21 protein-coding genes and 1 pseudogene are annotated in these 22,529 nt (G+C 73.1%); 14 read left to right on the top strand and 8 right to left on the bottom strand.

Annotation, left to right across the window (positions count from 1 at the left end):
* Positions 1-35: 35 nt before the first annotated feature.
* On the top strand, positions 36-725 hold the full coding sequence (locus KY5_RS09795; RefSeq protein WP_098247151.1) for a class I SAM-dependent methyltransferase: 690 nt from the start codon (positions 36-38) through the stop codon (positions 723-725).
* Between the two features lie 143 nt (positions 726-868).
* Positions 869-1,303 (top strand): DoxX family protein, encoded by a 435-nt coding sequence (locus KY5_RS09790; RefSeq protein ID WP_098241863.1) that lies wholly within the window; start codon positions 869-871, stop codon positions 1,301-1,303.
* Positions 1,304-1,329: 26 nt separating this feature from the next.
* Here KY5_RS09790 and KY5_RS09785 read toward each other — a convergent pair whose 3' ends face one another.
* Entirely contained in the window at positions 1,330-1,788 is a 459-nt protein-coding gene (locus tag KY5_RS09785; protein ID WP_098241862.1) for an RNA-binding S4 domain-containing protein, read from the bottom strand.
* 136 nt (positions 1,789-1,924) lie between these two features.
* On the opposite strand from KY5_RS09785, the gene KY5_RS09780 reads away from it, so the two are divergent.
* From KY5_RS09780 to KY5_RS09750, 7 genes are all read left to right on the top strand, one after another.
* Complete coding sequence (locus tag KY5_RS09780) at positions 1,925-3,277, top strand: M20/M25/M40 family metallo-hydrolase (protein ID WP_098241861.1); 1,353 nt, start codon at positions 1,925-1,927, stop codon at positions 3,275-3,277.
* The gene (locus KY5_RS09775; protein WP_098241860.1) at positions 3,274-4,806 is read left to right on the top strand and encodes a YfcC family protein; all 1,533 of its coding nucleotides are present in this window, start codon (positions 3,274-3,276) and stop codon (positions 4,804-4,806) included. Before KY5_RS09780 ends, KY5_RS09775 begins: the two co-directional genes overlap by 4 nt.
* Before the next feature lie 19 nt (positions 4,807-4,825).
* On the top strand, positions 4,826-5,593 hold the full coding sequence (locus KY5_RS09770; protein WP_234362676.1) for a uracil-DNA glycosylase: 768 nt from the start codon (positions 4,826-4,828) through the stop codon (positions 5,591-5,593).
* A gap of 9 nt (positions 5,594-5,602) precedes the next feature.
* Positions 5,603-6,793 (top strand): nitrate/nitrite transporter, encoded by a 1,191-nt coding sequence (locus KY5_RS09765; RefSeq protein ID WP_098241859.1) that lies wholly within the window; start codon positions 5,603-5,605, stop codon positions 6,791-6,793.
* 25 nt (positions 6,794-6,818) lie between these two features.
* Positions 6,819-7,772, top strand: coding sequence for a prolyl aminopeptidase (pip, locus tag KY5_RS09760; protein WP_098241858.1), 954 nt, complete (start codon positions 6,819-6,821; stop codon positions 7,770-7,772).
* Positions 7,773-7,860: 88 nt separating this feature from the next.
* Positions 7,861-8,172, top strand: coding sequence for a hypothetical protein (locus KY5_RS09755; protein ID WP_098241857.1), 312 nt, complete (start codon positions 7,861-7,863; stop codon positions 8,170-8,172).
* Between the two features lie 115 nt (positions 8,173-8,287).
* Entirely contained in the window at positions 8,288-9,319 is a 1,032-nt protein-coding gene (locus KY5_RS09750) for a glycoside hydrolase family 6 protein (RefSeq protein ID WP_098241856.1), read from the top strand.
* 84 nt (positions 9,320-9,403) lie between these two features.
* Here KY5_RS09750 and KY5_RS42490 read toward each other — a convergent pair whose 3' ends face one another.
* The 5 genes and pseudogenes from KY5_RS42490 to KY5_RS09730 all read right to left on the bottom strand — a co-directional run bounded on the left by KY5_RS42490 (position 9,404) and on the right by KY5_RS09730 (position 13,680).
* The gene (locus tag KY5_RS42490) at positions 9,404-9,853 is read right to left on the bottom strand and encodes a GNAT family N-acetyltransferase (RefSeq protein WP_234363157.1); all 450 of its coding nucleotides are present in this window, start codon (positions 9,851-9,853) and stop codon (positions 9,404-9,406) included.
* A 96-nt stretch (positions 9,854-9,949) separates the two neighbouring features.
* Positions 9,950-10,192: pseudogene (locus KY5_RS43220) on the bottom strand (RidA family protein); the annotation flags it as partial.
* A gap of 164 nt (positions 10,193-10,356) precedes the next feature.
* Positions 10,357-11,439, bottom strand: a complete 1,083-nt coding sequence (locus KY5_RS09740; RefSeq protein WP_098241854.1) for a hypothetical protein — start codon at positions 11,437-11,439, stop codon at positions 10,357-10,359.
* Positions 11,436-12,707 carry an MFS transporter gene (locus tag KY5_RS09735; RefSeq protein WP_098241853.1) on the bottom strand — a complete coding sequence of 424 codons (1,272 nt, stop codon included), beginning with the start codon at positions 12,705-12,707 and terminating at the stop codon, positions 11,436-11,438. The genes KY5_RS09740 and KY5_RS09735 overlap by 4 nt, the downstream gene beginning before the upstream one ends.
* A gap of 19 nt (positions 12,708-12,726) precedes the next feature.
* Complete coding sequence (locus KY5_RS09730; protein WP_098241852.1) at positions 12,727-13,680, bottom strand: metallophosphoesterase family protein; 954 nt, start codon at positions 13,678-13,680, stop codon at positions 12,727-12,729.
* A gap of 229 nt (positions 13,681-13,909) precedes the next feature.
* Between KY5_RS09730 and KY5_RS09725 the strand changes: the two genes are divergently transcribed.
* The 4 genes from KY5_RS09725 to KY5_RS09710 all read left to right on the top strand — a co-directional run bounded on the left by KY5_RS09725 (position 13,910) and on the right by KY5_RS09710 (position 19,975).
* Positions 13,910-17,044: a DEAD/DEAH box helicase gene (locus tag KY5_RS09725; protein WP_098241851.1), complete on the top strand. Its 3,135-nt coding sequence runs from the start codon at positions 13,910-13,912 to the stop codon at positions 17,042-17,044.
* Positions 17,041-18,603, top strand: a complete 1,563-nt coding sequence (locus KY5_RS42930) for an SWIM zinc finger family protein (protein ID WP_324961191.1) — start codon at positions 17,041-17,043, stop codon at positions 18,601-18,603. The genes KY5_RS09725 and KY5_RS42930 overlap by 4 nt, the downstream gene beginning before the upstream one ends.
* Before the next feature lie 130 nt (positions 18,604-18,733).
* Entirely contained in the window at positions 18,734-19,174 is a 441-nt protein-coding gene (locus KY5_RS09715; protein WP_098241850.1) for a hypothetical protein, read from the top strand.
* A 24-nt stretch (positions 19,175-19,198) separates the two neighbouring features.
* On the top strand, positions 19,199-19,975 hold the full coding sequence (locus KY5_RS09710; protein ID WP_098247148.1) for a nucleotidyltransferase domain-containing protein: 777 nt from the start codon (positions 19,199-19,201) through the stop codon (positions 19,973-19,975).
* 51 nt (positions 19,976-20,026) lie between these two features.
* Here KY5_RS09710 and KY5_RS09705 read toward each other — a convergent pair whose 3' ends face one another.
* Positions 20,027-20,515 carry a DUF3574 domain-containing protein gene (locus tag KY5_RS09705; RefSeq protein WP_098241849.1) on the bottom strand — a complete coding sequence of 163 codons (489 nt, stop codon included), beginning with the start codon at positions 20,513-20,515 and terminating at the stop codon, positions 20,027-20,029.
* 170 nt (positions 20,516-20,685) lie between these two features.
* The gene (locus KY5_RS09700) at positions 20,686-21,225 is read right to left on the bottom strand and encodes a 2'-5' RNA ligase family protein (protein ID WP_234362675.1); all 540 of its coding nucleotides are present in this window, start codon (positions 21,223-21,225) and stop codon (positions 20,686-20,688) included.
* Between the two features lie 202 nt (positions 21,226-21,427).
* Between KY5_RS09700 and KY5_RS09695 the strand changes: the two genes are divergently transcribed.
* Positions 21,428-22,501, top strand: a complete 1,074-nt coding sequence (locus KY5_RS09695; RefSeq protein ID WP_098241847.1) for a phosphatidylinositol-specific phospholipase C domain-containing protein — start codon at positions 21,428-21,430, stop codon at positions 22,499-22,501.
* Positions 22,502-22,529: the final 28 nt, after the last annotated feature.

Here is a 22,529-nt window from a genome sequence, read left to right as displayed (position 1 = left end):
CGCGGGCGCTTCGTTGGCGGGGCATGGGTGTGGAGATGCGTGAGGGATATGAGGGGACGGGCCCCGGCGCGATCACGCCGGACGGCTGCGCGGTCGAGCTGTACGCGCGCCTGTCCGTCGGGGAGGAGCCCGACGTCATCGCCGGGGCCGTGCCGTCCGGGGCGCACATTCTCGAACTGGGCAGCGGCGCGGGGCGGGTGACCCGTCCGCTGCTCGCCCGGGGTTTCCGGGTGACGGCCGTGGACGAGTCGGCCGAGATGCTGGCGAAGGTCGCCGAGCTCGACGGCGGGGTGCGTACGGTCCGCAGCCCGATCGAGAAGCTGGACCTGGAAGAGAGGTTCGGCGTGGTGATGCTCGCGTCGTTCCTGGTGCACAACGGCGACGTGGCGGTGCGGCGCGGACTGCTGCGGACCTGCCGGAACCACGTCACGGACGACGGGTGTGTGCTGATCCAGCGGGAGGGCGCGGACTACCACACGAACCTGCCGAGGGAGCGCGTCGATCCGGGCGGCTACACCATCCGGATCGTGTCGGCGGACCCGGTCGGCGACGGCGTGAACGAGGTCCGCGCGGAGTACGTCTTCCCCGACGCCGTCTGGACCCAGACGTTCCGCGCCCGTCCGCTCACCACGGCACAGTTCGAGGAGGCGTTGGCGGAGGCGGGCCTGAAGGTCGACACGTACCTGACGGACGACGGGACGTGGGTGCGGGCGGTGCCGGTGTAGGAACCTGCGGGGAAGGGGCGGTGGCAGCGGCGGATCGTGCCGGTACCGGCGGGAGAAGTTCCTTGTCGGAGCGATGAGTTCGGTGCCGCGGGTCGGTCTACCTCTTTGACAGCACGACGACCCCCGCGCATCAGGAGCCCCTCATGGCCAGCACCGCCACCACCGTCGCCGCAGCCACCGCGTCCCCCGCCCGCGGCCGCGCCCACCGCATCGCGCTGCGCACCTTCCAGGTCCTGTTCGCCGTGTTCTTCGGCGTCGCGAGCGGCGTGCCCAAGCTGATCGCGCATCCGACGGCGGTCGAGTCCTTCGACAAGCTCGGCTGGGGCGCGCCCGGCATGTACACCATCGGCGCCCTCGAACTGCTCGGCGGCATCGCGCTGCTGATCCCGTTGCTGTCCTCGCTCGCCGCCACGGCGTTCATCGGCCTCATGATCGGCGCGTTCGTCGTGACCGTCACCGCGCTCGGCGGGGAGAACGCGGCCACGCCGCTGGTCCTGATCCCGTTCCTCGCCTGGATCGCCTGGGCGCGCCGCGACAGGACCGTCGAGCTGATCGCCCGCCTGCGCGCCCGCTCGTGAGCCCCGCGCCCTTCGCCCGGGGCGCCTCAGCCCTCCGCGCCGCGCAACCGCTCCATCTCGCGGCGGTCCCGCTTCGTGGGGCGGCCGGTGCCCCTGTCGCGTACGCCCGCGGGGGCGACCGCCTCGCGGGGCGGGGGCGGCGGGCTGTTGTCCACGTAGCACTCGACGGCCACCGGCGCACCGACCCGCTTGCGGATCAGGCGCTTCACGATCACGACCCGCTCCCGGCCGCCCGCCTGGCGAAGCCGCACCTCGTCGCCGACGTGCACGCCGTACGACGGCTTGACCCGCTCGCCGTTGACCCGCACGTGGCCGCCCTTGCAGGCGGCGCCGCCGCTGGAGCGGGTCTTGACGAGGCGGACGGCCCAGATCCAGCTGTCGACGCGTACGGATTCCCCGCCCGCTCGGCCGCTGCCCGGTGCGCCGCCGTGGCCACCGCCGTGCCCGCCGCCCTGTCCGCCACCGCCTGAAGTCTCCGAAGCCATGCACCGACCTTAGTCCGGCCGCGGAGCGGCATCGTCGGCTCCCGGCGAGCCGTCCGGAAACCGCTGACCCCCGCCGCCGATAATTCGGACCCATCACGACAAAACGGTCCGGACACGACTCCCAGGGGTGCTGCCCATGAAGCTCGAAGCCACTGTCGACGGTCTGATGGACGGGTTGCGCGCCGACCTCGAACGGCTCGCGGCGATCCCCTCGATCTCCTTCCCCGGCTTCCCCGCGGGCCCTGTGGAGGAGGCGCACGACCTGCTGGCCGGGCTGCTGCGGGACGCCGGAGTCCCGCACGTCGAGCGCCTCGATCTGCCCGACACCGCCCCGGTGATCTACGGCGAGATCCTGCCCCCGACCCCCGACGCGCCCACCGTCCTGCTGTACGGGCACTACGACGTCCAGCCGCCCGGCGACGAGGCGCTCTGGCAGTCGCCGCCGTTCGAGCCGACCCCGGTCGAGGGCGGTCTGCGCGCCCGGGGCATCGCGGACGACAAGTCGAACGTCATCGCGCACCTCGGGATGCTGCGGGCGTACGGAGGGCGGCCGCCGGTCGGGATCAAGATCGTCATCGAGGGGCAGGAGGAGTACGGCAGCGCCTTCGACGACTATCCGCCCAGCGACCCCGAGCGGTTCGCGTGCGACGCGATGGTCATCGCCGACCTCGGCAACCTCAGGCCGGGCACCCCGACCCTCACCACCGGCCTTCGCGGCGCCTGCGAGGTGGTCGTGGAGGTCAGGACGCTCGACGAGCCGCGCCACAGCGGGGAGTTCGGGGGCGCCGCGCCCGACGCGCTCCTCGTGCTCCTCAAGGCGCTCGGCACGCTGCACGACGTGCACGGGGACGTCGCGGTCGAGGGGCTGCGGCGCGAGGAGTGGGACGGCACGACGTACACCGAGGAGGAGTTCCGCGATCTCGCGGGGGTGCGCGAGGGCGTGCCGCTGATCGGCAGCGGCAGCCTCGGCGAGCGGCTGTGGAGCGGGCCCGCGATCACCGTCATCGGCCTGGACGCGCCGAGCGTCGAGCACGCGGCCTCGGCCGTCGTCCCCTACGCCCGCGCCAAGCTGAACCTCCGCTTCCACCCGCGCCAGGACCCGCAGGAGGCGCGGGGCAGGCTCGTCGACCACCTGCGCTCGCTCAGGCCCTTCGGGGTGCCGCTCACCGTCACGCCCGGCGACACCGGGCCCGGCTACGAGGCCGCCACCGGCGGGCCCGCCTACCGCGCCGCGCTCGCCGCGCTGAAGGAGGGCTGGGGCGAGGACGCCTCGTACGTCGCGACCGGCGGATCCATCCCGCTGGTCAACGGCCTCGCGAAGGCGGCGCCCGGCGCCGAGGTGCTGCTGTTCGGGGCGCAGGACAGCATGTGCAACCTGCACGCCCCGAACGAGCGCGTCCTCTTCTCCGAGCTGCGCAACACGGTCGTCGCGATGTGCGCGTTCGTCCGTGAGTTCGCCGCGGACCACCGGCCGGGAGGCGGCGCGTGAGCGCCACGGAGGCGGAGCGCGAGACCGGCGCCGAAGAGCCGCCGCGCAAGGGGAAGTTCACCTTTCCCAGCGCGCTGACCGTCCTCGCGATCGTCACCGTCGCCGTCTGGCTGCTCGCCTTCCTCATCCCTTCAGGGCAGTACGACCGCAACGGCTCCGGCGCCCCCGTGGAGGGCACCTACCACCGCGTCGACTCCGGGCAGTCCTTCGTCGACCGTCTGGGCGACCTCTTCCTCTCCCCGGTCAACGGCCTCTACGGCATCCAGGACGAGAAGACGTCCCTGGTCGCGCCGGACAACGTCGGCGCGCTGTACGGCAGCGCGGGCGTCTTCCTCTTCGTGCTCGCCATCGGCTCCTTCATCACCGTGGTCTTCGCGACCGGCGCCCTGGACCGCGGCATCGGGCGGCTCGCGCACCGCCTTCGCGAGCGCGGGGCGCTGCTGATCGCCGGGGTCATGGCCGTCTTCTCCGTCCTCGGCACGGTGGAGGGCTTCGCCGAGGAGACCCTCGGCTTCTACGGCCTGATCGTGCCGCTGATGCTCGCCCTCGGCTACGACAGGATGACCGCGGTCGGCGCGATCATCCTCGGCGCGGGCGTCGGCGTCCTGTGTTCGACGGTCAACCCCTTCGCGACGGGCGTCGCCTCGTCCGCCGCCGACATCTCGCTCGGCGACGGCATCGTGCTGCGCTTCGCGATGTGGATCGTCCTCACGGGCGTCACGATCGCGTACGTCATCCGGTACGCGAAGCGCGTACGCAAGGATCCCGAGCGCTCCCTGTCCGGGTTCCTGCCGGGCGACAGGGAGCAGTCCGCCACCGAGACGGACGAGGTGCCGGGGCTGACCGGGCTGCACAAGGCGGTGCTCGTCGCGACGGGGCTCGTCTTCGCCTTCATGATCTTCTCGGTGGTGCCCTGGTCGAGCGCGCTCACGGGCAAGGCGGACGCGAAGCCGTACGGATTCGAACTGGGCTGGTCCTTCCCGCAGTTGGCGGCGCTCTTCCTCTGCGCCGCGGTCCTGGTCGGGGTCGTCGCGCGGATGGGCGAGCAGAAGCTCAGCTCGACGATCATCCAGGGCGCGGCCGACTTCGTCTCGCCCGCGCTCGTCATCCTGCTGGCCCGAGGCGTCACGACGATCATGAACAACTCGAAGATCACCGACACCGTGCTCCACTCCATCGAGGGCGTCGTCAAGGGCACCTCGTCCGGGATCTTCGCCGTCATCGTCTTCGTCGTGAACCTGCCGCTCGCCTTCCTGATCCCCTCCACGTCGGGCCACGCGACGCTCGCCATGCCGATCCTCGCCCCGCTCGCCGACTTCGCGGGCGTCTCGCGCGCGGTCGTCGTCACGGCCTGGCAGGCGGCCAGCGGCTGGATGAACCTGTGGGTGCCGACGACCGCCGTGACCATCGGCGGGGTGGCCCTGGCGAAGGTCGGCTACGACAAGTACCTGCGGTTCGTCTGGCCGCTGCTCGCGATCCTGTTCCTGCTGATCTGCGGGTTCGTGGCGCTGGGGGCCGCGGTGACGTGAGCGTACGTACGGTGGAGGCATGGAGGACACGGAGGACATGGAGGAGAGGGAGGGGCTGGGCGAGCTCGACGCGAGGCTGACCGACTGCCGTGCCTGTCCGCGTCTCGTCGACTGGCGCGAGGAGGTCGCGCGCACCAAGCGCGCGGCCTTCGCCGACCAGGAGTACTGGGGGCGGCCCGTGCCCGGCTTCGGCCCGCACGACGCCTCGCTCCTCATCATCGGCCTCGCGCCCGCCGCGCACGGCGCCAACCGCACCGGGCGGATGTTCACCGGCGACCGCTCGGGCGACGTCCTCTACCGGGCGATGTACGACGTCGGCCTCGCCTCGCGCCCCACCGCCGAGAGCGCCGACGACGGCCTGACCCTCCACGGCACCCGCATCACCTCACCCGTGCACTGCGCGCCGCCCGCCAACAAGCCGACTCCGGAGGAGCGCGACACCTGCCGCCCCTGGCTCGTGGGCGAACTGCGGCTGCTGGCGCCGCGGCTCAGGGCCGTGATCGTGCTCGGCGCCTTCGGCTGGCAGGCCGCGCTGCCCGCGTTCGCGGAGGCGGGCTGGACGGTGCCGAGGCCCCGCCCCACGTTCGGCCACGGGGCGCGGGTCACGCTGGACGGCGGCGCCGCGCCCCTGGACCTCTTCGGCTGCTTCCACGTCAGCCAGCGCAACACGTTCACCGGCCGCCTCACCCCCGAGATGCTGCGGGACGTGCTGCGCGACGCGGCCTCGGCGGCGGGCCTACGCCCGGACGGCCCAGCAGAGGGGGCCGGGGCGGGCGGCGCTTCCTAGCGTGAGGGCGTGGACGACACTCCGGCAGTCAAGCCCTCCGCCGCCGCGTACCGCAATCTGGTCGTGGCCACCGTCGGCTTCACACTGACCTTCTGGGCCTGGGACCTGATCGCGCCGCTCGGCAGTGACTTCAAGGACCGGCTCGGGCTGAGCTCCTTCCAGCAGTCGCTGCTGGTCGCCGTGCCCGTGATCGTCGGCTCGCTCGGCCGCGTCCCGGTCGGCGCGCTCACCGACCGCTACGGCGCCCGGCTGATGTTTCCGCTGGTCTCGGCGCTCACCATCGTCCCGGTGCTGCTGATCATCCCGGCCAGGGGCAGCTACGGCACGATGCTCGCCGTCGCCTTCCTGCTCGGCCTCGGCGGGACGACGTTCGCGATCGGCGTCCCGCTGGTCAACTCCTGGTTCCCACCCGCCCACCGGGGCTTCGCCATCGGTGTCTTCGGGATGGGCATGGGCGGTGTGGCGCTCTCCGGATACTTCACGCCGCGCATCGCCGAGCACGGCGAGAACCTTCCGTACGTCGTCGTGGCGATCGCGCTCGCCGCCTTCGCGCTGCTCTCCGTCTTCCTCATCAGCGACCGCCCCGACCGGCCCGTGCCCACCACGTCCCTCGGCACCCGGCTCGGGCAGGCGGGGCGGCTGCGGGTCACCTGGGAGCTGTCCGCGCTCTACGCGATCGGCTTCGGCGGCATCGTCGCCTTCGGGGTGTACCTGCCCACCTACCTCAAGACCTGGTACGACCTGTCGCCCACGGACGCCGGGACCAAGGCGGCGGGCTTCGCGCTCGTCACCGTGGTCTTCCGGCCGATCGGCGGCTGGCTGTCCGACCGGATCCACCCGGCCACGGTCACCGCCTTCGCCCTCGCGGTCGTCGCCCTCTTCGCCGTCGTGCAGGCTTTCGACCCGACACTGAGCCCGGTGGGCACCCTCAGCTTCCTGGTGATGGCGGCGGGCCTCGGCACCGCGAGCGGCAGCGTCTTCGCGCTCGTCGCGCAGGTCACCCCGCAGCCGCAGGTCGGCTCGGTGACGGGCATCGTGGGCGCGGTCGGCGGTCTCGGCGGCTTCGTACCGCCGCTGGTCATGGGGGCGATCTACAGTGCGAAGGACTCGTACTCGATCGGCTTCATGCTGCTCTCCGACCTGGCGCTCGCGGGCTGCGTGTACGCCTACGGGCGGATGCGAAACGCGAAGGCGGACTGACCCCGGGGCCGGTTAGGGTGCCGCGATGGGCCTCTATCCGGACATCGAACCCTACGACCACGGCATGCTCGACGTCGGCGACGGCAACCGCGTGTACTGGGAGGTCTGCGGCAATCCGCTCGGCAAGCCGGCGGTGGTGCTGCACGGCGGCCCCGGATCGGGCTGCACGCCCTTCTTCCGCCGGTACTTCGACCCCGACGCGTACCGGATCGTCCTGCTCGACCAGCGCGGCGCGGGCCGGTCCACGCCGCCCGCGAGCGATCCGGCGACTGACATGGGCGTCAACACGATGAAGCACCTGCTCGCCGACCTGGAGCTGCTGCGGCGTCACCTGGCCGTCGAGCGGTGGCTGGTGTGGGGCGTCTCCTTCGGGTCCGTCCTGGGCCTTCGGTACGCGCAGACGCATCCCGACCGGGTCTCGGAACTGGTCCTCACGGGCGTCGCCACGGGCAGCCGCGCCGAGGTGGGTCTCCTGACGCGGGGGCTCGGGCGGATCTTCCCCGAGGCGTGGGAGACGTTCCGTGCCGGGGTGCCGGAGGGGGAGCGGGACGGGGATCTGGCCGCGGCCTACAACCGCCTCCTCGAATCGCCGGACCCCGAGGTCCGCGCGCGGGCCGCCCGGTCCTGGACGGACTGGGAGACGGCGTGCGAGCCCGCTCCGCCGAGGTCGGTGCCGCGTTACGAGGACGCGGCGTTCCGGGCCGGTTTCGCGCGCACGGTCACGCACTACTTCGCCCATGACCACTGGCTGGGCGGCGACGAGGTGGTCCTGCGGGACGCGCCCTCGCTCGCGGGCATCCCCGGGGTGATGGTGCAGGGGAGCCTGGACTTCGGGAACCTCCTCGGTACGTCGTGGCGGCTCCAGCGGGCGTGGTCCGGCAGTGAGTTGATCCTCGTGGACGACGCGGGGCATAACGCGGGGGCGCGGGGGGTCGCGGAGGAGTTGGTCTCGGCGACGGATCGGTTCCGGCCCAGCTGAAGTCTTTTGTGGCGGGTGTGTCATCACCGGCTCCGCCGAGTTCGTCCTCAAGCGCCGGACGGGCTAGGGGGTCTGGTCGAGGTCTCCCGTGGCGGGTGTCGTCACCGGCTTCGCCGTGTTCGTCCTCAAGCGCCGGACGGGCTTGAACGTCTGGCTGAACTCCCCCGTGGTGGGTGTCATCACCGGCTCCGCCGAGTTCGTCCTCAAGCGCCGGACGGGCTTGAACGTCTGGCCGAACTCGCCCGTGGTGGGTGTTGTCACCGGCTTCGCCGTGTTCGTCCTCAAGCGCCGGACGGGCTGGGGATTGGCCTCGCACCGGCTGCAATCGTCGCCCCGCCGACAGGCGGTCAAACCCCCGCCAGGGGGACCCACTTGGGCCCTCACCCCGCCGTCGGAGTGATTTTCGGGGGCACCGGCGCCGACCCGGCCGGGAACGGGCCGCCGGGGCGGCGAGGTCGCCGCACACTCCGGGAAACGCGCCGGGCAGGTCCGGCGCCGAGCCCTGGAGCCGCCCGGTGTCCCGACCACCCGCCCGCGCCCGCCGCCCCCGCGGCTCCCGCCTCACCCGGTCCCTGCTCATCGGCGCCCTCCTGCTGGGCGCGGTGGCGACCGGGTGTGGTCAGGAGAGCGCGGCGGGCGCGGGGGAGCCCGCGCCCGCGCCCGCCGCTGCCGCCGCGCCCGCCTTCTGGGTCGACCCCTACAGCGCCGCGGCCCGCCAGGCCACCACGTGGCGGCGGCAGGGACGTACCGGGCAGGCCCGCCTCATCGAGCGCATCGCCGGGCGCCCGCAGGCCGTCTGGCTGAACAGGGACGGCGCGGAATCCGTCGTGCGCTCGCACGTCGGCGCCGCGGCCAGGGCCCGGCGCACCCCGGTCTTCGTCGCCTACTTCATCCCGCACCGCGACTGCGGCGCGTACTCATCGGGCGGCGCGCGCGACGCCGCCCAGTACCGGCGGTGGATCGACGGATTCGCCAGGGGGCTCGGCAACCGGAGCGCGTACGTGATCGTCGAACCGGACGCCGTGGCCCAGCTGGTGGCGGGGTGCCGCGGGGCGAACGCGCGCGAGCGCTACGGCCTGCTCGCCCACGCGGTCCAGCGCCTCAAGCGCCAGCCGCACACGAGGGTCTACCTCGACGCGGGCAACGCAGGATGGATCCCCGACCCGCGCCGACTGGTCGCCCCGCTGCGCAGGGCCGGTGTGGCACGGGCCGACGGGTTCGCGCTCAACGTGTCCAACTACCTGACCAACAAGGTGAGTTCGGACTACGGCCACCGGCTCGCCGGGGCCCTCGGCGGCGGCAAGCACTTCGTCATCGACACCAGCCGCAACGGCAACGGCCCCTTCCGGGGCGATCTCGCCTGGTGCAATCCGCCGGGCCGCGCCCTCGGCACCCCGCCCACCGCGCGCACCGGCGTCCCCGCGCTCGACGCCTATCTGTGGATCAAGCGGCCGGGCGAGTCCGACGGGACGTGCAGGGGCGGGCCGAGGGCCGGGCAGTGGTGGCCGCAGTACGCGCTCGGACTGGCGAGCAGGGCCAGGGGATAGAGAGCTAGAGAATTAGGGAGCTAGGGAGCTAGGGAGCTAGGGAGCTAGGGAGCTAGGGAGCTAGGGAGCTAGGGAACGGCTGCGCTACGGGCGCCAGTCGTAGCGGACGTCCGGCTCGCGCTCCTCGTTGCCCGAGCCGTCCGTCCGCTCGGTCGCCACGAAGCCGTGGCGTTCGTAGAAGCGGTGCGCCGGGCCGTTGACCTGGAACGTACGGAGCCAGAGCCCCGCCGGGCACCGCTCCTTGGCCAGTGCCACGAACCGGTCGCCGATGCCTCGCCCCCGCCACTCGGGGGCGAGGTAGAGCTGGCTCAGCTCGTCGCCGTCGAGCACCATCATGCCGACGGCCTCGCCCCCGGCCTCCGCGATCCAGGTGCTGCCGCGCACCACGACGACGTGCTGGAAGAACTCCCGCACCGCGGCGGCGGAGTGGGCCCTGCGCACGCTCGGCAGGGCGGCGTCGAAGGAGCGCAGATAGACGTCGGCGACGGCCGCGCCGTCGGCCTCGGTGGCCAGGCGCAGGGCGACGTCGTCCACGGCGGCCGCCGCCTCCTCGGCCCGGGGTCCGTCGGGGACCACCGCGGTGGCGGTGATCTCCACCAGCTGGCCCGGGTAGCCCAGGCAGGCCGTGCCGAGCAGCGTCGAGGTGTGCGGGCCCGCGTGCAGGTCGGTCCCGCGGACCACCTCCCACGCCTCGCTCAGCAGGGCGGGTTCGGTGCTGACCACGTACACCGTGCTGGCCACGACCTGCGACAGGTCGCTGCCGACCGCGCGCAGCGCCTCGTCGAGATTGGCGATCACCTGCTCGGTCTGGCGCGCCACGTCACCCTCGCCGACGAGCTTGCCCTCGGGGTCCAGCGGGACGGAACCCGCCATGAAGGCGAGGCGGGTACCGGCTTCGACGACGGCGGCGTGGGCGTATCCGGGAGGCGGGAAGAGGGTGGGCACGACGGTCCGGTCAGTGGTCATGGAGTGATCGTGGGGTGCGGCGGACGGCGGCCGCACCTCATTTTCGTATGAGGATCAGCTTCGTATGAGGATCAGCGCACCGCCGCCGGTGAACTCCCGCCCCGTACCCGCAGCGTGGGCTCTCCCGAGCCGTCGGCGGGCGTCGACCAGATGTCCTGCTTGCGCCCGCCCTCGCCCGGCAGGGCGTACGCCAGGGTGCCGTCGTCCAGCCAGGCGGCCTGGTCGTCGACGCTGCGCCGCTCCGCCAACGGGTGTTCCCGCATGGTGTGCAGGTCCAGCACGTACAGCCGCCACGGGTCCCGAGTCCCCTCGCGCACCCGCTTCTTGAAGGCGATGCGGGTGTTGTCGGGGGAGAGGGAGGGGCATTCGACGTTCGTGCGCAGCGCGGTCGCCGCCCACTTCTTCATGTCGCCGCGCACGAGGTAGGTCTTGCCCTTGGTCGAGACGGTCGCGTAGAAGCGGTTGTCGTCGTCGGCGAAGGTGACGCCCCAGTAGTTGACGTCGGGCGCGTGGTAGCGGCGGCCTTCGACGGTGAGGGGGATCTCCTCCATGTTCTTGATCAGGTAGCCGGTGCGGGTGTCGAGGATCGAGGTGCGGGTGGAGAAGGACGAGCCCGCGTAGGAGTCGCCGGTGGCGAACATCGTCCAGGACAGCATCCGGCCCGACGCCGAGACGCGCGCCCTGTTGGGGATGCCGGTGAGCGCGATGCGGCGCTTCTCGCGCAGGTGCTCGTCCAGGACGACGGCGTACGACTTGGGCGGGATCCCGGCGCGGCGCTGGAGGCAGAGGCCGGTGCCCGCGGCGGCGTAGAAGCGCTCGCAGGAGGGGCCTCCCGTGGTGCGGGCGTCCTTGCGGGAGGTGGTCGAGGCGCGGGTGGTCCCGGCCTTGCGGGCCGCCCCGTCCGGTGCGGGCAGGCGGGCGACCCGGCCCGCGCCCGCTTCGGTGCTGCGGAAGTAGAGGTGACCCTGGTCGAGGCCGAACTCCGATGCGGTGTCGGCCGACTGGGCGCGCTGGGAGGCGTGCAGGGTGTACGCCACGGCGACGCCCGCGAGAACGGCGGCGGCCACCGCGACGGCGACGATCCGGGCGCGCAGCGACCGCGGTCCCGCGGAGGGCGGGGAGGGAGCGGAGGGTGCGGAGGGGAGCGAGGTCATGCCTGCCTCTCGGTTCGGGGGAGCAGGACGGCCGCCCCGGCGAGCGCCGCGGTGAGCGCGACGCACGCGCAGGTCAGCGCGGGTGCCACGCCCCACAGCGTCCACGCGGCGCCGAATCCGGCGGCGGCGACCAGCCGGGCGATGGCCTGTCCGGTCTGGAGTACGGCCATGCCGCTGGCCCGGCGTTCGGGGGCCACGACGGGGGTGACCAGGGCCATCAGGACCCCGTCCGTCGCGGCGTAGAAGACGCCGAGCAGCAGGAGTACGCCGATGAGCAGGGGCCATCCTTCGGTGGGCGCGAGCAGCAGGACGTACCCGCCGAGCAGGGCCGCGTGCCCGGCGAGGAACGGCACGCGCCGCCCGGTGCGGTCGGCCAGCCGCCCCGCGGGGATCGCGAGCAGCAGGTAGACCGCGGCGGCGCCGAGTGGGAGCAGCGGGAACCACGAGATGGCGAAGTCGAGCCGCCGCTGGAGGAGGAGGTAGAGGAACGCGTCGCCGATGGTGGCCGCGCCGAGCAGGGCCGCGGCACCGAGGATCCGCCGGAAGGCGGGCACGCGCAGCAGGTCGAGCGCCTTGCCGGGGGGCTTGGCCACGGGCCGGGCCGGGGCGCCGGTGTGCTGGTGCGGCCGGCTCGGGACGAACGCCATCAGCATCAGTACGCCGAGCAGCCCGAAGCAGAAGCTGACCACGAACACGGCGTCGTACGCGTCCGCCGTCGCCCACAGGAGCGCGAACGCGGCGAGCGGCCCGAGCAGCGCGCCCGTGGTGTCCATCGCCCGGTGCACGCCGAAGGCGCGGCCGAGTGCGTCGGGCGGACTGCTCAGCGAGATCAGCGCGTCGCGCGGCGCGGTCCGCACGCCCTTGCCGACGCGGTCGGCGGCGAGCGCCGCGCCGATGCCCGCGGTGGCGCCGCCCGCGAGCAGCAGCCCGAGCCGGGAGAGCGCGGAGAGGGCGTAGCCGCCGCCCGCCACGAGCTTGTGCCGACCGCCCCGGTCCGCGGCGTATCCGCCCGCGAGGCGAACCAGGGCGGTCACGCCGTTGTAGAGCCCGTCCAGGAAGCCGAACTGGAGCGGGGAGAGGCCGAGTTGGAGGACGAAGTAGAGCGGCAGGACGGCGGTGACCATCTCCGAGGAGATGTCGGTGACGAGGCTGACGGCGCCGAGCGCGAGGACGGGCCCCGCGACCCGGCCGCGTCGGACCTCGGACTGCTCCGGGGCCTTGGCGGCCGGGTCGCCCTGGGCGAGGGCGCCGGTGGATGCGAGGTACATCGCGGTGCTCCCGACGGCCTCAGCGGCAGGTGTAGTTCGGGCTGGTGTCCTTCGTGGAGCCGTCCGTGGCGACGAGGTTCCAGGAGAAGCCGGTGTCGGTGAAGTTCAGCTTGACGACGCCGAAGGTGTCGGTGATCCGCTTCTGGCTGTTGGGCTGGACTTCCTCGATGTCGTACGGATTGGCGCCGCCCATGCCGCCGAGCAGCTCGACGATGCCGTTGGCGTCGGCCTTGCCGTCCGGGTTCTGCGGGGCGAACCGCTCGTAGTGGTGGTCGTGGCCGTTCAGGACCAGCTCGGCCTTGTTGTCGTAGAGCAGCTTCCACACCGGGCGGCTCACCGGGTCGTTGCCGTGCTCGCCCGAGGAGTAGAGGGGGTGGTGCCAGTAGGCGGCCACGCACTTCTTGGAGTTGGCGGCGAGGTCGTCCTTGAGCCAGTCGATCTGCTCGTCGTCGTCGAAGCTGTTGGAGTCGAGCGCGATGAAGTGCCAGTTGCCCTGGTCGAAGCTGTAGTAGCTCTCGCCGTCGGGGTAGGCGACGGACCCGAAGTAGGACTTGTAGCCCTTGAGGGCGCCCGCCGGGTCGTACGTCTCGTGGTTGCCGGGGACGGGCTTGGTCTTGCTCTTGAAGGCTCCCCAGGACTTGTCGTAGTACTTCTGGAAGTCCTTCAGACGCGCGTCGTCGTACTGGTTGTCGCCCATGGTCATCACGAACGACGGGTTGATCTGCTTGACCAGGGCCGCCGTCTTCGGGTGCTTGCAGCTGCTGCTGCTCGACGTGCACTGTTCGGCGATGTCACCGGCGGCGACCGCGGTGAACGCGGCCCTGGGCGCGGCCTTCGGGGTGGCGTCGGCCTCTCCGGCGGGCGACCAGAGGAGCACGCCGCCGATCAGGGCGAGCGCACCGCCCGCCGCGACGGGGATGCCCCAACGGGCTTTGTGGGCAGGGGAATTCGAGGTGCGTGGGGTGGGCGGCATGTCCGTCTCCTAGATCGGCTTGGGGGTGCCGGTGGGGGTGGTGCGGGGCCGTCCCGAGGAATCCTGGCGACATGCCATGACCGCGTCAAGGAGGTGGGAGGATTATTGTTAGGAAACTTTCCTACCCGGACTCTGCCCGGCGTCGGGGAAGGGCCGCCCGAGTCTGGCCTAGGGTGGCGTGCGGGGAACGAGCAGAGGCTGAGCACGAGCCGAACAGAGGTTGAACGGGATGGCGGCGGCGGACGGGACGGCGTGGCCTGCGGGGCCTGCGGCCGCGGAGGCGCTGGTGCGTGGCTGCGCCGCGGTCTTCCTGCCGGGGGAGGTGCCGAGGGAGGGGCGGGTCGCTTTCTGGGGGGAGGGGCTTGCCGCGCTCTCCGGCGTACGGGGAGGGGGTTCTGCCGTACGTGGGGGGCGTGCTGTCGTGCGTGACGGGCGCTCTGCCGTGCGTGAGGGGCAGCCCTCCGTGCGTGACGGGCGCTCCGCCGTGCGTGAGGGACAGCCCTCCGTGCGTGACGAGCTGTCTGCCGCCCGTGAAGAGCACGCTCCCGTACGGGACGAACTCCCTGCCGCACGGGAAGAGGAACTCATCGTCGCGCGCAAGCACGGCAAGGGCGCCAGGGCCAGGACCGTCCACGCGCTCCTGCTGCCCGTGGCCGACGCCGTCCCGCTCCTGTTGCGCACCGCGCACCCGCACCCCGCCGGAGCCTGTTGGGCCGCCGCGGCCCGGCACGCGCTGCACCTGGCCGCGCGCGGCAGACTGCTGCCGGGGCTCGCCGCGGGGGACCTGGACGCGTGGCGGGCGGGACCGCTGGACGAGTCGGACGTCAGGCAGCTGCGGGGGATCGCCGCCGCGCTGCCCGCGGAGGCGCACGCCGTGCCGCTGCCGGGCGCCGGGCCGCTCCGGGTGCCGGAGCCGTTCGCGCTGGTCAGGGCCTTCGTCGACGCGGTGGTGGACGTCCTGCCGCGCACACCGGCGGCGGCGTACGCGGTCGGCGCGCCCTTCGCGGCCCGCGCGCCCCAGCGGCTGCGCGGCCCGGCCGTGCACGAGTGGGCGGCGGAGGTCGCCGCCGGGGTGGACGCCGGGGTGCGGGTGTCGCTGCGGCTGGACCTACGGGCGCACGAGGTGTTCGACGGGGCGGACGCGGAAGGTGTCGAAGGGGGTGACCGTGACGGGGCCGACGGGGCCGACGGGGCCGACGGGGGTGCGGCCGGGGCGCCGCGAGTCCCGCGTGCCGCCGTGGCGAGCCCCGCGGCCGCCGTCGTGCAGGTGCACAGCCTCGCCGACCCGACGCTCGTCACGGACGCCGCGCTGCTCTGGTCGTCGGGCGCCGACCACTTCGGGCCGCGGGCCCGCGTCGACACGCTGCTCGCGATCCGCCGCGCGGCCCGCGTGTGGCCGCCGCTCGCCCGGCTCCTCGCGCGGCCCCGGCCCGACGTACTCCCCCTGAACGAGGAGGAGTTGAACGACCTCCTCGCCGCCGCGGCGGCGCGGCTCGGCGCGGCGGGCGTCGCCGTGCACTGGCCGAGGAAGCTGACGCGCGGCCTGACCGCGACGGCCGTGGTCAGGGCCGCGCCCGGCACGGCCGCCGACAACTTCGACTTCTTCAAGACGGACGAACTCCTCGAATTCCGCTGGCAGTTGGCGCTCGGCGGCGAGACGCTGACCGAGGCGGAGATGGAGGAACTCGCCGAGTCCACCCGGCCCGTGGTGCGGCTGCGGGACCAGTGGGTGCTGGTCGACCCCGAACTCGTACGCAAGGCGCGCAAGCGGGACCTCGGCCTGCTCGACCCGCTGGACGCGCTGTCCGTCGCGCTCACCGGCACGGCTGAGGTGGAGGGCCGCCCGGTACCGGCGGTCCCGGTCGGCGCGCTCGCCGGACTGCGCGAGCGCCTCGCGGGCGACCCCGCGCCGATCGCGCCGCCGCCCGGCCTCACGGCGACGCTGCGCGACTACCAACTCCGGGGCCTGGCCTGGCTGGACCGCATGACGTCCCTCGGTCTCGGCGGCTGCCTCGCGGACGACATGGGCCTCGGCAAGACGGTCACGCTGATCGCACTGCATCTGCACCGGGCGCGATCCGGCGTCGCCGCGGGGACCGCGCCGACCCTGGTGGTCTGCCCGGCCTCGCTGCTCGGCAACTGGCAGCGGGAGATCGAACGCTTCGCGCCCGGCGTGCCGGTGCGCCGCTTCCACGGCACGGCCCGCACCCTGGCCGGCCTGACGGGCGGCTTCGTCCTCACGACGTACGGTACGATGCGCACCAGCGCCACCGAACTGGCGGGCCACACCTGGGGGTTGGTGGTCGCCGACGAGGCGCAGCACGTCAAGAACCCGCACGCGGCGACGGCGAAGGCGCTCCGCGCGATCCCCGCGCAGGCCCGCGTCGCACTCACCGGCACGCCCGTCGAGAACAACCTCTCCGAACTCTGGGCGCTGCTCGACTGGACGACACCGGGCCTGCTCGGCTCGCTGAAGGCGTTCCGCGCCCGGTACGCGCGCCTTGCGGAGGGCGGCGAGTACGCCGAGAACGACGAGGCGATGGCGCGCCTGTCCCGCCTGGTCCGCCCCTTCCTCCTGCGCCGCAAGAAGTCCGACCCCGGCATCGCCCCGGAACTCCCTCCGAAGACCGAGACGGACCACCCGGTCACCCTCACCCGCGAACAGGCCTCGCTCTACGAGGCGGTGGTGCGCGAGACGCTCGCCCGCATCGAGGCGTCGGACGGCATGGCGCGGCGCGGCCTGGTGATGAAGCTCCTGATGGCGCTGAAGCAGATCTGCAACCACCCGGCGCAGTACCTGAAGGACGGCGGAGCGAGCCCGAACCGCTCGGGCAAGCTGGAACTCCTCGACGAACTCCTCGACACGATCCTCACCGAGTCGGAGAGCGCGGGCGCCGTCCTGATCTTCACGCAGTACGTGGAGATGGCGCGGCTCCTCGAAGCGCACCTCTCGTCCCGGGGCATCGGCACCCAACTCCTGCACGGCGGAACGCCGGTGGCGCGCCGCGAGGAGATGGTGGACCGCTTCCAGTCGGGCGAGGTCCCGGTCTTCCTGTTGTCGTTGAAAGCGGCGGGCACGGGCCTGAACCTGACCCGCGCGGGCCACGTCATCCACTACGACCGCTGGTGGAACCCGGCGGTCGAGGAGCAGGCCACCGACCGCGCCTACCGCATCGGCCAGACCCAGCCGGTCCAGGTGCACCGGTTGATCACGGAGGGCACGGTGGAGGACCGCATCGCCGAACTCCTTGCGGCGAAGCAGGCGTTGGCGGACGCGGTGCTCGGCGACGGCGGCGACGTGGCCCTCACCGAACTCTCGGACGCGGAGCTTTCGGACCTGGTGGCGCTGAGGAGGACGGTGTGACGCGGCGCGAAGGCTCCGGCGAAGGCACCCGCGAGGGCTTCCCTCGGGGTGACGGCTCCCGCCGGGGCCACGGTCTCGGCTGGGCCAGCGGGATGAGCGAGACGAGCCGGATGGGCAGCGGCCGCGTCTTCCCCGCGCTGCCCGCGCACACCGACCCCGAGGTCCCGTTCGCCGCGACCTGGTGGGGCAACGCGTGGATCCGCGCCCTGGAGGACACCGCCCTCGACCAGGCCCGCCTGGCCCGCGGCCGCGCCTACGCCCGCGAGGGCTCCGTGGACACGATCACGGTGGCGCCCGGCCGCATCGTCGCGTACGTCCACGGCAGCCGCCCCCGCCCCTACCGCGCCGAACTCCGCCTGCGCACGCTCACCCCCGAGGACTGGACCCGCTTCCTGGACGTGGTGGCCGCGGACCCCGCGCACATCGCGGCGCTCCTGGACAAGGACATGCCGCGCTCGCTGGCGGCGGCAGCGGACCGGGCCGGGGTCCAACTCCTCCCCGCGGGCCGCGAGTTGGCCCCATCCTGTAGCTGCCCCGACCGAGGGAACCCCTGCAAGCACGCGGCGGCCCTCACCTACCAGACGGCCCGCCTCCTGGACGCGGACCCCTTCGTCCTCTTCCTGATGCGCGGCGGCGAGGAGGCGGACCTCCTCGACGAACTGGCGCGCCGCAACGCGCAGGAGACGGCGCGGGAGGAGCGGGAGGCGCTGACGGGCGTCGGCCTCGCGGGCCGCCCCCGCGAGGCCGACCCACCCCCACCCCTGTCCCCACCCGAACCGACGACGCCCACCGAGGCCGTGGCGCGGCCAATGCCCACCGGGGCTGCGGCGCAGACCGTGCCCGAAGGGGACGAGGCCCGCGACGAACAGCCCCAGCCCCAGCCCCAGCCACAGCCGGAACCCCCTGCCCCCGCCCCGCCCCTCCCAAGCACCCTGGCCCGAGAAGCCCTGGCAACGACGTACCGCCCTCCCCTCCCGCCCCCACCCGCACCCCCGTCCCGCCCGGGCGACCCCCCGGTCCTCCCGACGACCCCCGGTGCCCCCGACCCGACGGCGCTGGAGTTCCTGGTGACGGACACGGCGGCGCGGGCCCACGCGTACCTGACGACGGGAGCGGACCCTTTCCCCTCGGCGATGGAGCCCTGGCACGACGCGGTGCGCCTGGCGGCCTCCCACCCCGGCCTGACGGGCCGCCGCACGTTCAGCCGCCAGTTCACCGACCTGGCGGACTCGGTGGACCGCACCCCCAAGGAACTGGCCAGGGCGGCAGCGGCCTGGCGCCAGGGCGCGGAGGACGGCCTGGCGACCCTGGAATCCCCCTGGGACCCCCCGGCGGGCCCCTTCGACCGCGCCCGCGGCGCCCTGGTGGCGGCGGACCTCCCTCGCATGACGATCCACCGCAACCACCTCACCAACGCGGAGGGCACCCTCCAACTCCGCTACGGCCAGGACGGCCGCTGGTACCCGTACCTCAGTGAGCCGGGTGGCGGTGACTGGTGGCCGGAGGGGGAGGCGGATGTGGATCCGGTGGGGGCGGTGGCTGGGGTGCTCGAGGGCTAGGTAGTGGGGGGCGTTACTGGAGCCGACTGAGCGACGTTCCGCAGCTGATGAGCTGTGGCCTCCGGCGGACGGCATCGGGGGCAGTACGGTGAAGGTCGTGCAGATCTAGACGGTGAGGGAAGGGGGCTCGGTGGACGCCGAGTTGACCGCATTGGCCGCTGCGGGGGCGACCGCGCTCGTGCAGCAGATGGTGACCGATGGGTGGGAGGGCGTGCGGGGGCGGGTTGCCGCGCTCTTCTCGCGGGGGAGCGGGGACGAGGAGGGCGCCGTCGCCGGGGAGTTGGAGGAGGCGCGGGACGAGGTCGTCGCCGCGCGGGACACCGGCGATGTTGCCGTCGCCGATGACGTGCGGGCCGAGTGGCGCTCCCGCCTGCGGCGCAGGTTGGCTGCCGATCCGGATGCCGTCGCGGAGTTGCGCGCGCTGCTGGCCGAGTTGGGGCCTGATGACGGGCCATCGGGCAGTGTCGTGCACAACTCCATCAGCGGTGGAGTGCAGCACGGCCAGGTCATCCAGGCCCATACGGTGGGGGACCTCACCATCGGTGACAGCCGTGATCGTCAAGGGCGTTGAGGGAGTCGGTCCGTGCAGTCCGCCATGAGTGAAGAAGCCTTTCTCGACCACGTCGCCGACCGGCTCGGGGCCCTTCCCGGCGTGCTCGCCGTCACCCTCGGCGGCTCGCGCGCGCAAGGGACTCATTCGCCCGAGAGTGACTGGGACACTGCCGTCTACTACCGGGGACCCTCGTTCGACCCCGACGAGTTGCGCAAGGTCGGCTGGGAGGGCGAGGTCTCCGGGATCGGGGAGTGGGGCGGCGGTGTCTTCAACGGCGGGGCCTGGCTCACCGTCGACGGGCGGAGCGTCGACGTGCACTACCGCGATCTCGACGTCGTCGAGCACGAGCTGGCGGAGGCCGAGGCGGGGCGGTTCCGCTGGGAGCCGCTGATGTTCCATCTCGCGGGAATTCCCAGTTACTTGGTCGTGGCCGAGCTCGGTGTCAACCAGGTCCTCAGGGGCGAGCTGCCCCGCCCCGGCTACCCGGCCGCCCTGCGCGCCGAGGCCCCCGGCGTCTGGCTCGGCCGGGCCCGCATGCGTCTTGCGTACGCCCGAGCCAACAACGCCCCGCGCGGCCACCGCACCGAGGTCGCGGGCGCCGTCGCCGTCGCCGCCATGGAGGCGGCCCACGCGGTGCTCGCCGCGCGCGGCGAGTGGGTCACCAACGAGAAGCGGCTGCTGGAGAGGGCGGGACTGCGGGGCGTGGACCACGTGCTCGCGGGCGCCCGTGCGGGCACAGGCGGCGAGCCGCTGGTCGGGGTGATCGACGAGGTCGAGCGGTTGATCGAGGCAGCCGCGCAGGCCGCGTCGGGCAGCTGAGCTCCGGTGCGGCGCCCCGTGTGGGCGCCGCCCGTACGGCGACCGCTCCGCTCAGAAGTCCACCCGAGTCCTGTCATCCAGCCGCGCCACGGAATCCTGCGCGAACGCCTTCTCGTAATCGCTGCGGATCTCCTCGATCTGGACGTCCCGCTTCTTCTCCTCGGCCGTCGGGTACAGCAGGATCAGCTCGTACGAACGCTCGCGCTCGATCTTGCCGTTGGAGTCGCGCCACTGGCCGCGGCCGTCCTGGATGGTCAGCCCGTCGGGGAAGCCGGGCGTCACTTCCTTGTCGATGAAGGCCATGAACTGCTTGTCGGTGACGGCGGGGCCGCCGTCGGGGCGCTCGGTGCCGAAGAAGAGCCGCGTCTCGTGGAAGGGCTTGCCGCGGGTGACCGTCGTGGTGGCCGCCGTCGAGGACGACGGGCCCGTCCCGTCGTCCAGCGAGGCGTATGCCGCGGGCGCGCCGACCGCGAGGACCGCCGTCACGGCACCGGCCACGGCGAGACGGGTGCGGGAGATGCGAGAGAGGGTGAGAGCCACGGGGCGGGTCCCTTTCGGTCAGGAGTACGGGCGGTCGACCCCCGCGGGTGCGGGAGCCGCAGACCCATAACGGCGGCAAACCGTAGCGGACACGCGCGTCGCATCCGCCCCGTTTCCGGCGATGTGGCCTGATTCCCGCCCGCCGGATTCACACCCGCTTCGCGCGCCCGTCACAGAGAGCCGTGCCGGTCCGGCCCCAACCCGTACGTCTTGAGGTCCCGCCACCCCGTCCCCGGCCCGTCCGTCACGATCAGGTGGACGGTGCTCACGTGGCTGACGAGTGGCAGGTACGGGGCGAGTTCCTGTTCCAGCGCGTCGTAGGCCGCCTCGTACGTGTCCGGGCCCTCGTGGTTCGCGAGGGTCAGGTGCGGCGCCAGGGGCGGGGTGAAGACGCCCCGGTAGGGAACCGCTTCCGGCCAGCGTTCGGTGAGGGCGCGGGTGAGGGCGCGCAGGGGGTCCTCGGGCTCGGGCGGGAGGTAGAGGACGCCCGGGTAGCGGCGGAACTCCGTGAACTTCAGCGTGAAGGGGGCCGCCGCGGTGAAGAGCGAGGTCAGGGCGCGGTCCGTCGACGGGGTGAGGCGCGCGGCGTCGAGGAACGGGTAGAGCACCGTCACATGGGCCGGGAAGTCCGCTCTCACCAGCGGGTTCGCCTCGGGGATCCGGATCGACAGGGCCATGTCGCCGGGGAGGTCGGGCCAGCCGTCGTCCATCGGGTCCTTTCGTAGCGGGCTCGCACGACCCGCCATCGTGTCATGTCACTCCGGTGCGCTCGGATCCCGCCCATGGCCGTAAGCCGCCGTCTTCCCCTGCGTCACTCGACTCCCTTACCTTGCGGGGGACTTGGCCGCTCCGGCCGGTCGGTGGAGACGAGTGGGCTCGGCGGATGCCGGTGGGTGAGGAGTGGTCGGTGTGATGGTGGGGCGCAGAGGTGCGGGTGGGCTGCTGGTGGGGGCCCTGGTGAGCTGGGCCGTCCTCGGTGGCGCGGTGTCGTCAGGGGCGGCGGGTGATTCCGGCGCCGACGAGCCCGCGCCGGGCCCCGCGGATTCCGCGTACTCCGCCACCACCGGCGTCGGGGTGCACAACGCGTACGAGAAGGGGAAGTACCCGTACTTCGCCGATGCCCTCGACTCGGGCGCCGGGATGCTCGAACTCGACGTGTGGACCAATGTGTTCGGCAGCGGATGGCGGGTGTCGCACAGCAATCCGCTGGGCAACGACAACAACTGCGAGAACGCGCAGAACCCCGGCGAGCTGCGCACCAAGCCCCGCAACCAGAGCCTCGCCGGGTGTCTCCAGGACATGCGCAGCTGGCACGACGCCCACCCCGGCCACCGGCCCGTCCTCCTCAAGGTCGAGATGAAGGACGGGTTCCAGGCGCGCGGCGGGCGCGGGCCCGCCGAACTCGACGCGCTCCTGAAGAGCAAGCTCGGCGACGCCGTGTACCGGCCGGGACAGCTGGCCGGAGGGCACGCCACCCTCGACGAGGCCGTACGCGACAAGGGCTGGCCGGGACGCGCCGAACTCGCGGGGAAGTTCGTGGTCGAGCTGATCCCCGGCACCGTCGAGCAGGGCAACCCCGCCGACACCCTGTGGACCGACCGCGAGTACGCCACCCATCTGCGCGACCTCGCGGGCAGGGGACGGCTCGGCGACGCCGCCGCCTTCCCCGCCGTGCTCGGTGCGGAGGCGGGCGATCCGCGCGGGCGCTACACGGACGCGACGATCCGGCCGTGGTTCGTGCTGTTCGACGGGGACGCCTCCGCGTACGCGGGCGGCGGCATCGACACCCGGTGGTACGCCGACCGGCGCTATCTCGTCGTCATGACCGACGCCCACAAGGTGGCCCCCGCCATCGACGGCACGCATCCGACGGAGGCACAGGCCAGGGAACGGGTCGCCCTGCTCGCGGGTCGGCACGCCAGCATCGTGTCGGCCGACTGGACGCCGCTGCCGGACGTGCTCTCGATGGTGCTGCCGCGCGGCTGAGCCCACCGACAGGCCCCGTCGCCGACGA

Origin of the sequence: Streptomyces formicae (assembly GCF_002556545.1) — a bacterium.
In the GTDB taxonomy this organism is placed as follows: Bacteria; Actinomycetota; Actinomycetes; order Streptomycetales; family Streptomycetaceae; genus Streptomyces; species Streptomyces formicae_A.
The sequence above is the reverse complement of the archived record's forward strand: the minus strand, read 5'-3'. Positions and strand labels throughout refer to the sequence as shown.

Excerpts from the sequence above, each read along its gene's own strand:
- KY5_RS09795 (WP_098247151.1), top strand. The coding sequence starts at position 36 with ATGCGTGAGGGATATGAGGGGACGGGCCCCGGCGCGATCACGCCGGAC.
- KY5_RS09790 (WP_098241863.1), top strand. The coding sequence starts at position 869 with ATGGCCAGCACCGCCACCACCGTCGCCGCAGCCACCGCGTCCCCCGCC.
- KY5_RS09785 (WP_098241862.1), bottom strand. The coding sequence starts at position 1,788 with ATGGCTTCGGAGACTTCAGGCGGTGGCGGACAGGGCGGCGGGCACGGC.
- KY5_RS09780 (WP_098241861.1), top strand. The coding sequence starts at position 1,925 with ATGAAGCTCGAAGCCACTGTCGACGGTCTGATGGACGGGTTGCGCGCC.
- KY5_RS09770 (WP_234362676.1), top strand. The coding sequence starts at position 4,826 with ATGGAGGACACGGAGGACATGGAGGAGAGGGAGGGGCTGGGCGAGCTC.
- pip (WP_098241858.1), top strand. The coding sequence starts at position 6,819 with ATGGGCCTCTATCCGGACATCGAACCCTACGACCACGGCATGCTCGAC.
- KY5_RS09740 (WP_098241854.1), bottom strand. The coding sequence starts at position 11,439 with ATGACCTCGCTCCCCTCCGCACCCTCCGCTCCCTCCCCGCCCTCCGCG.
- KY5_RS09735 (WP_098241853.1), bottom strand. The coding sequence starts at position 12,707 with ATGTACCTCGCATCCACCGGCGCCCTCGCCCAGGGCGACCCGGCCGCC.
- KY5_RS09730 (WP_098241852.1), bottom strand. The coding sequence starts at position 13,680 with ATGCCGCCCACCCCACGCACCTCGAATTCCCCTGCCCACAAAGCCCGT.
- KY5_RS09725 (WP_098241851.1), top strand. The coding sequence starts at position 13,910 with ATGGCGGCGGCGGACGGGACGGCGTGGCCTGCGGGGCCTGCGGCCGCG.
- KY5_RS09710 (WP_098247148.1), top strand. The coding sequence starts at position 19,199 with ATGAGTGAAGAAGCCTTTCTCGACCACGTCGCCGACCGGCTCGGGGCC.
- KY5_RS09700 (WP_234362675.1), bottom strand. The coding sequence starts at position 21,225 with ATGGACGACGGCTGGCCCGACCTCCCCGGCGACATGGCCCTGTCGATC.
- KY5_RS09695 (WP_098241847.1), top strand. The coding sequence starts at position 21,428 with ATGGTGGGGCGCAGAGGTGCGGGTGGGCTGCTGGTGGGGGCCCTGGTG.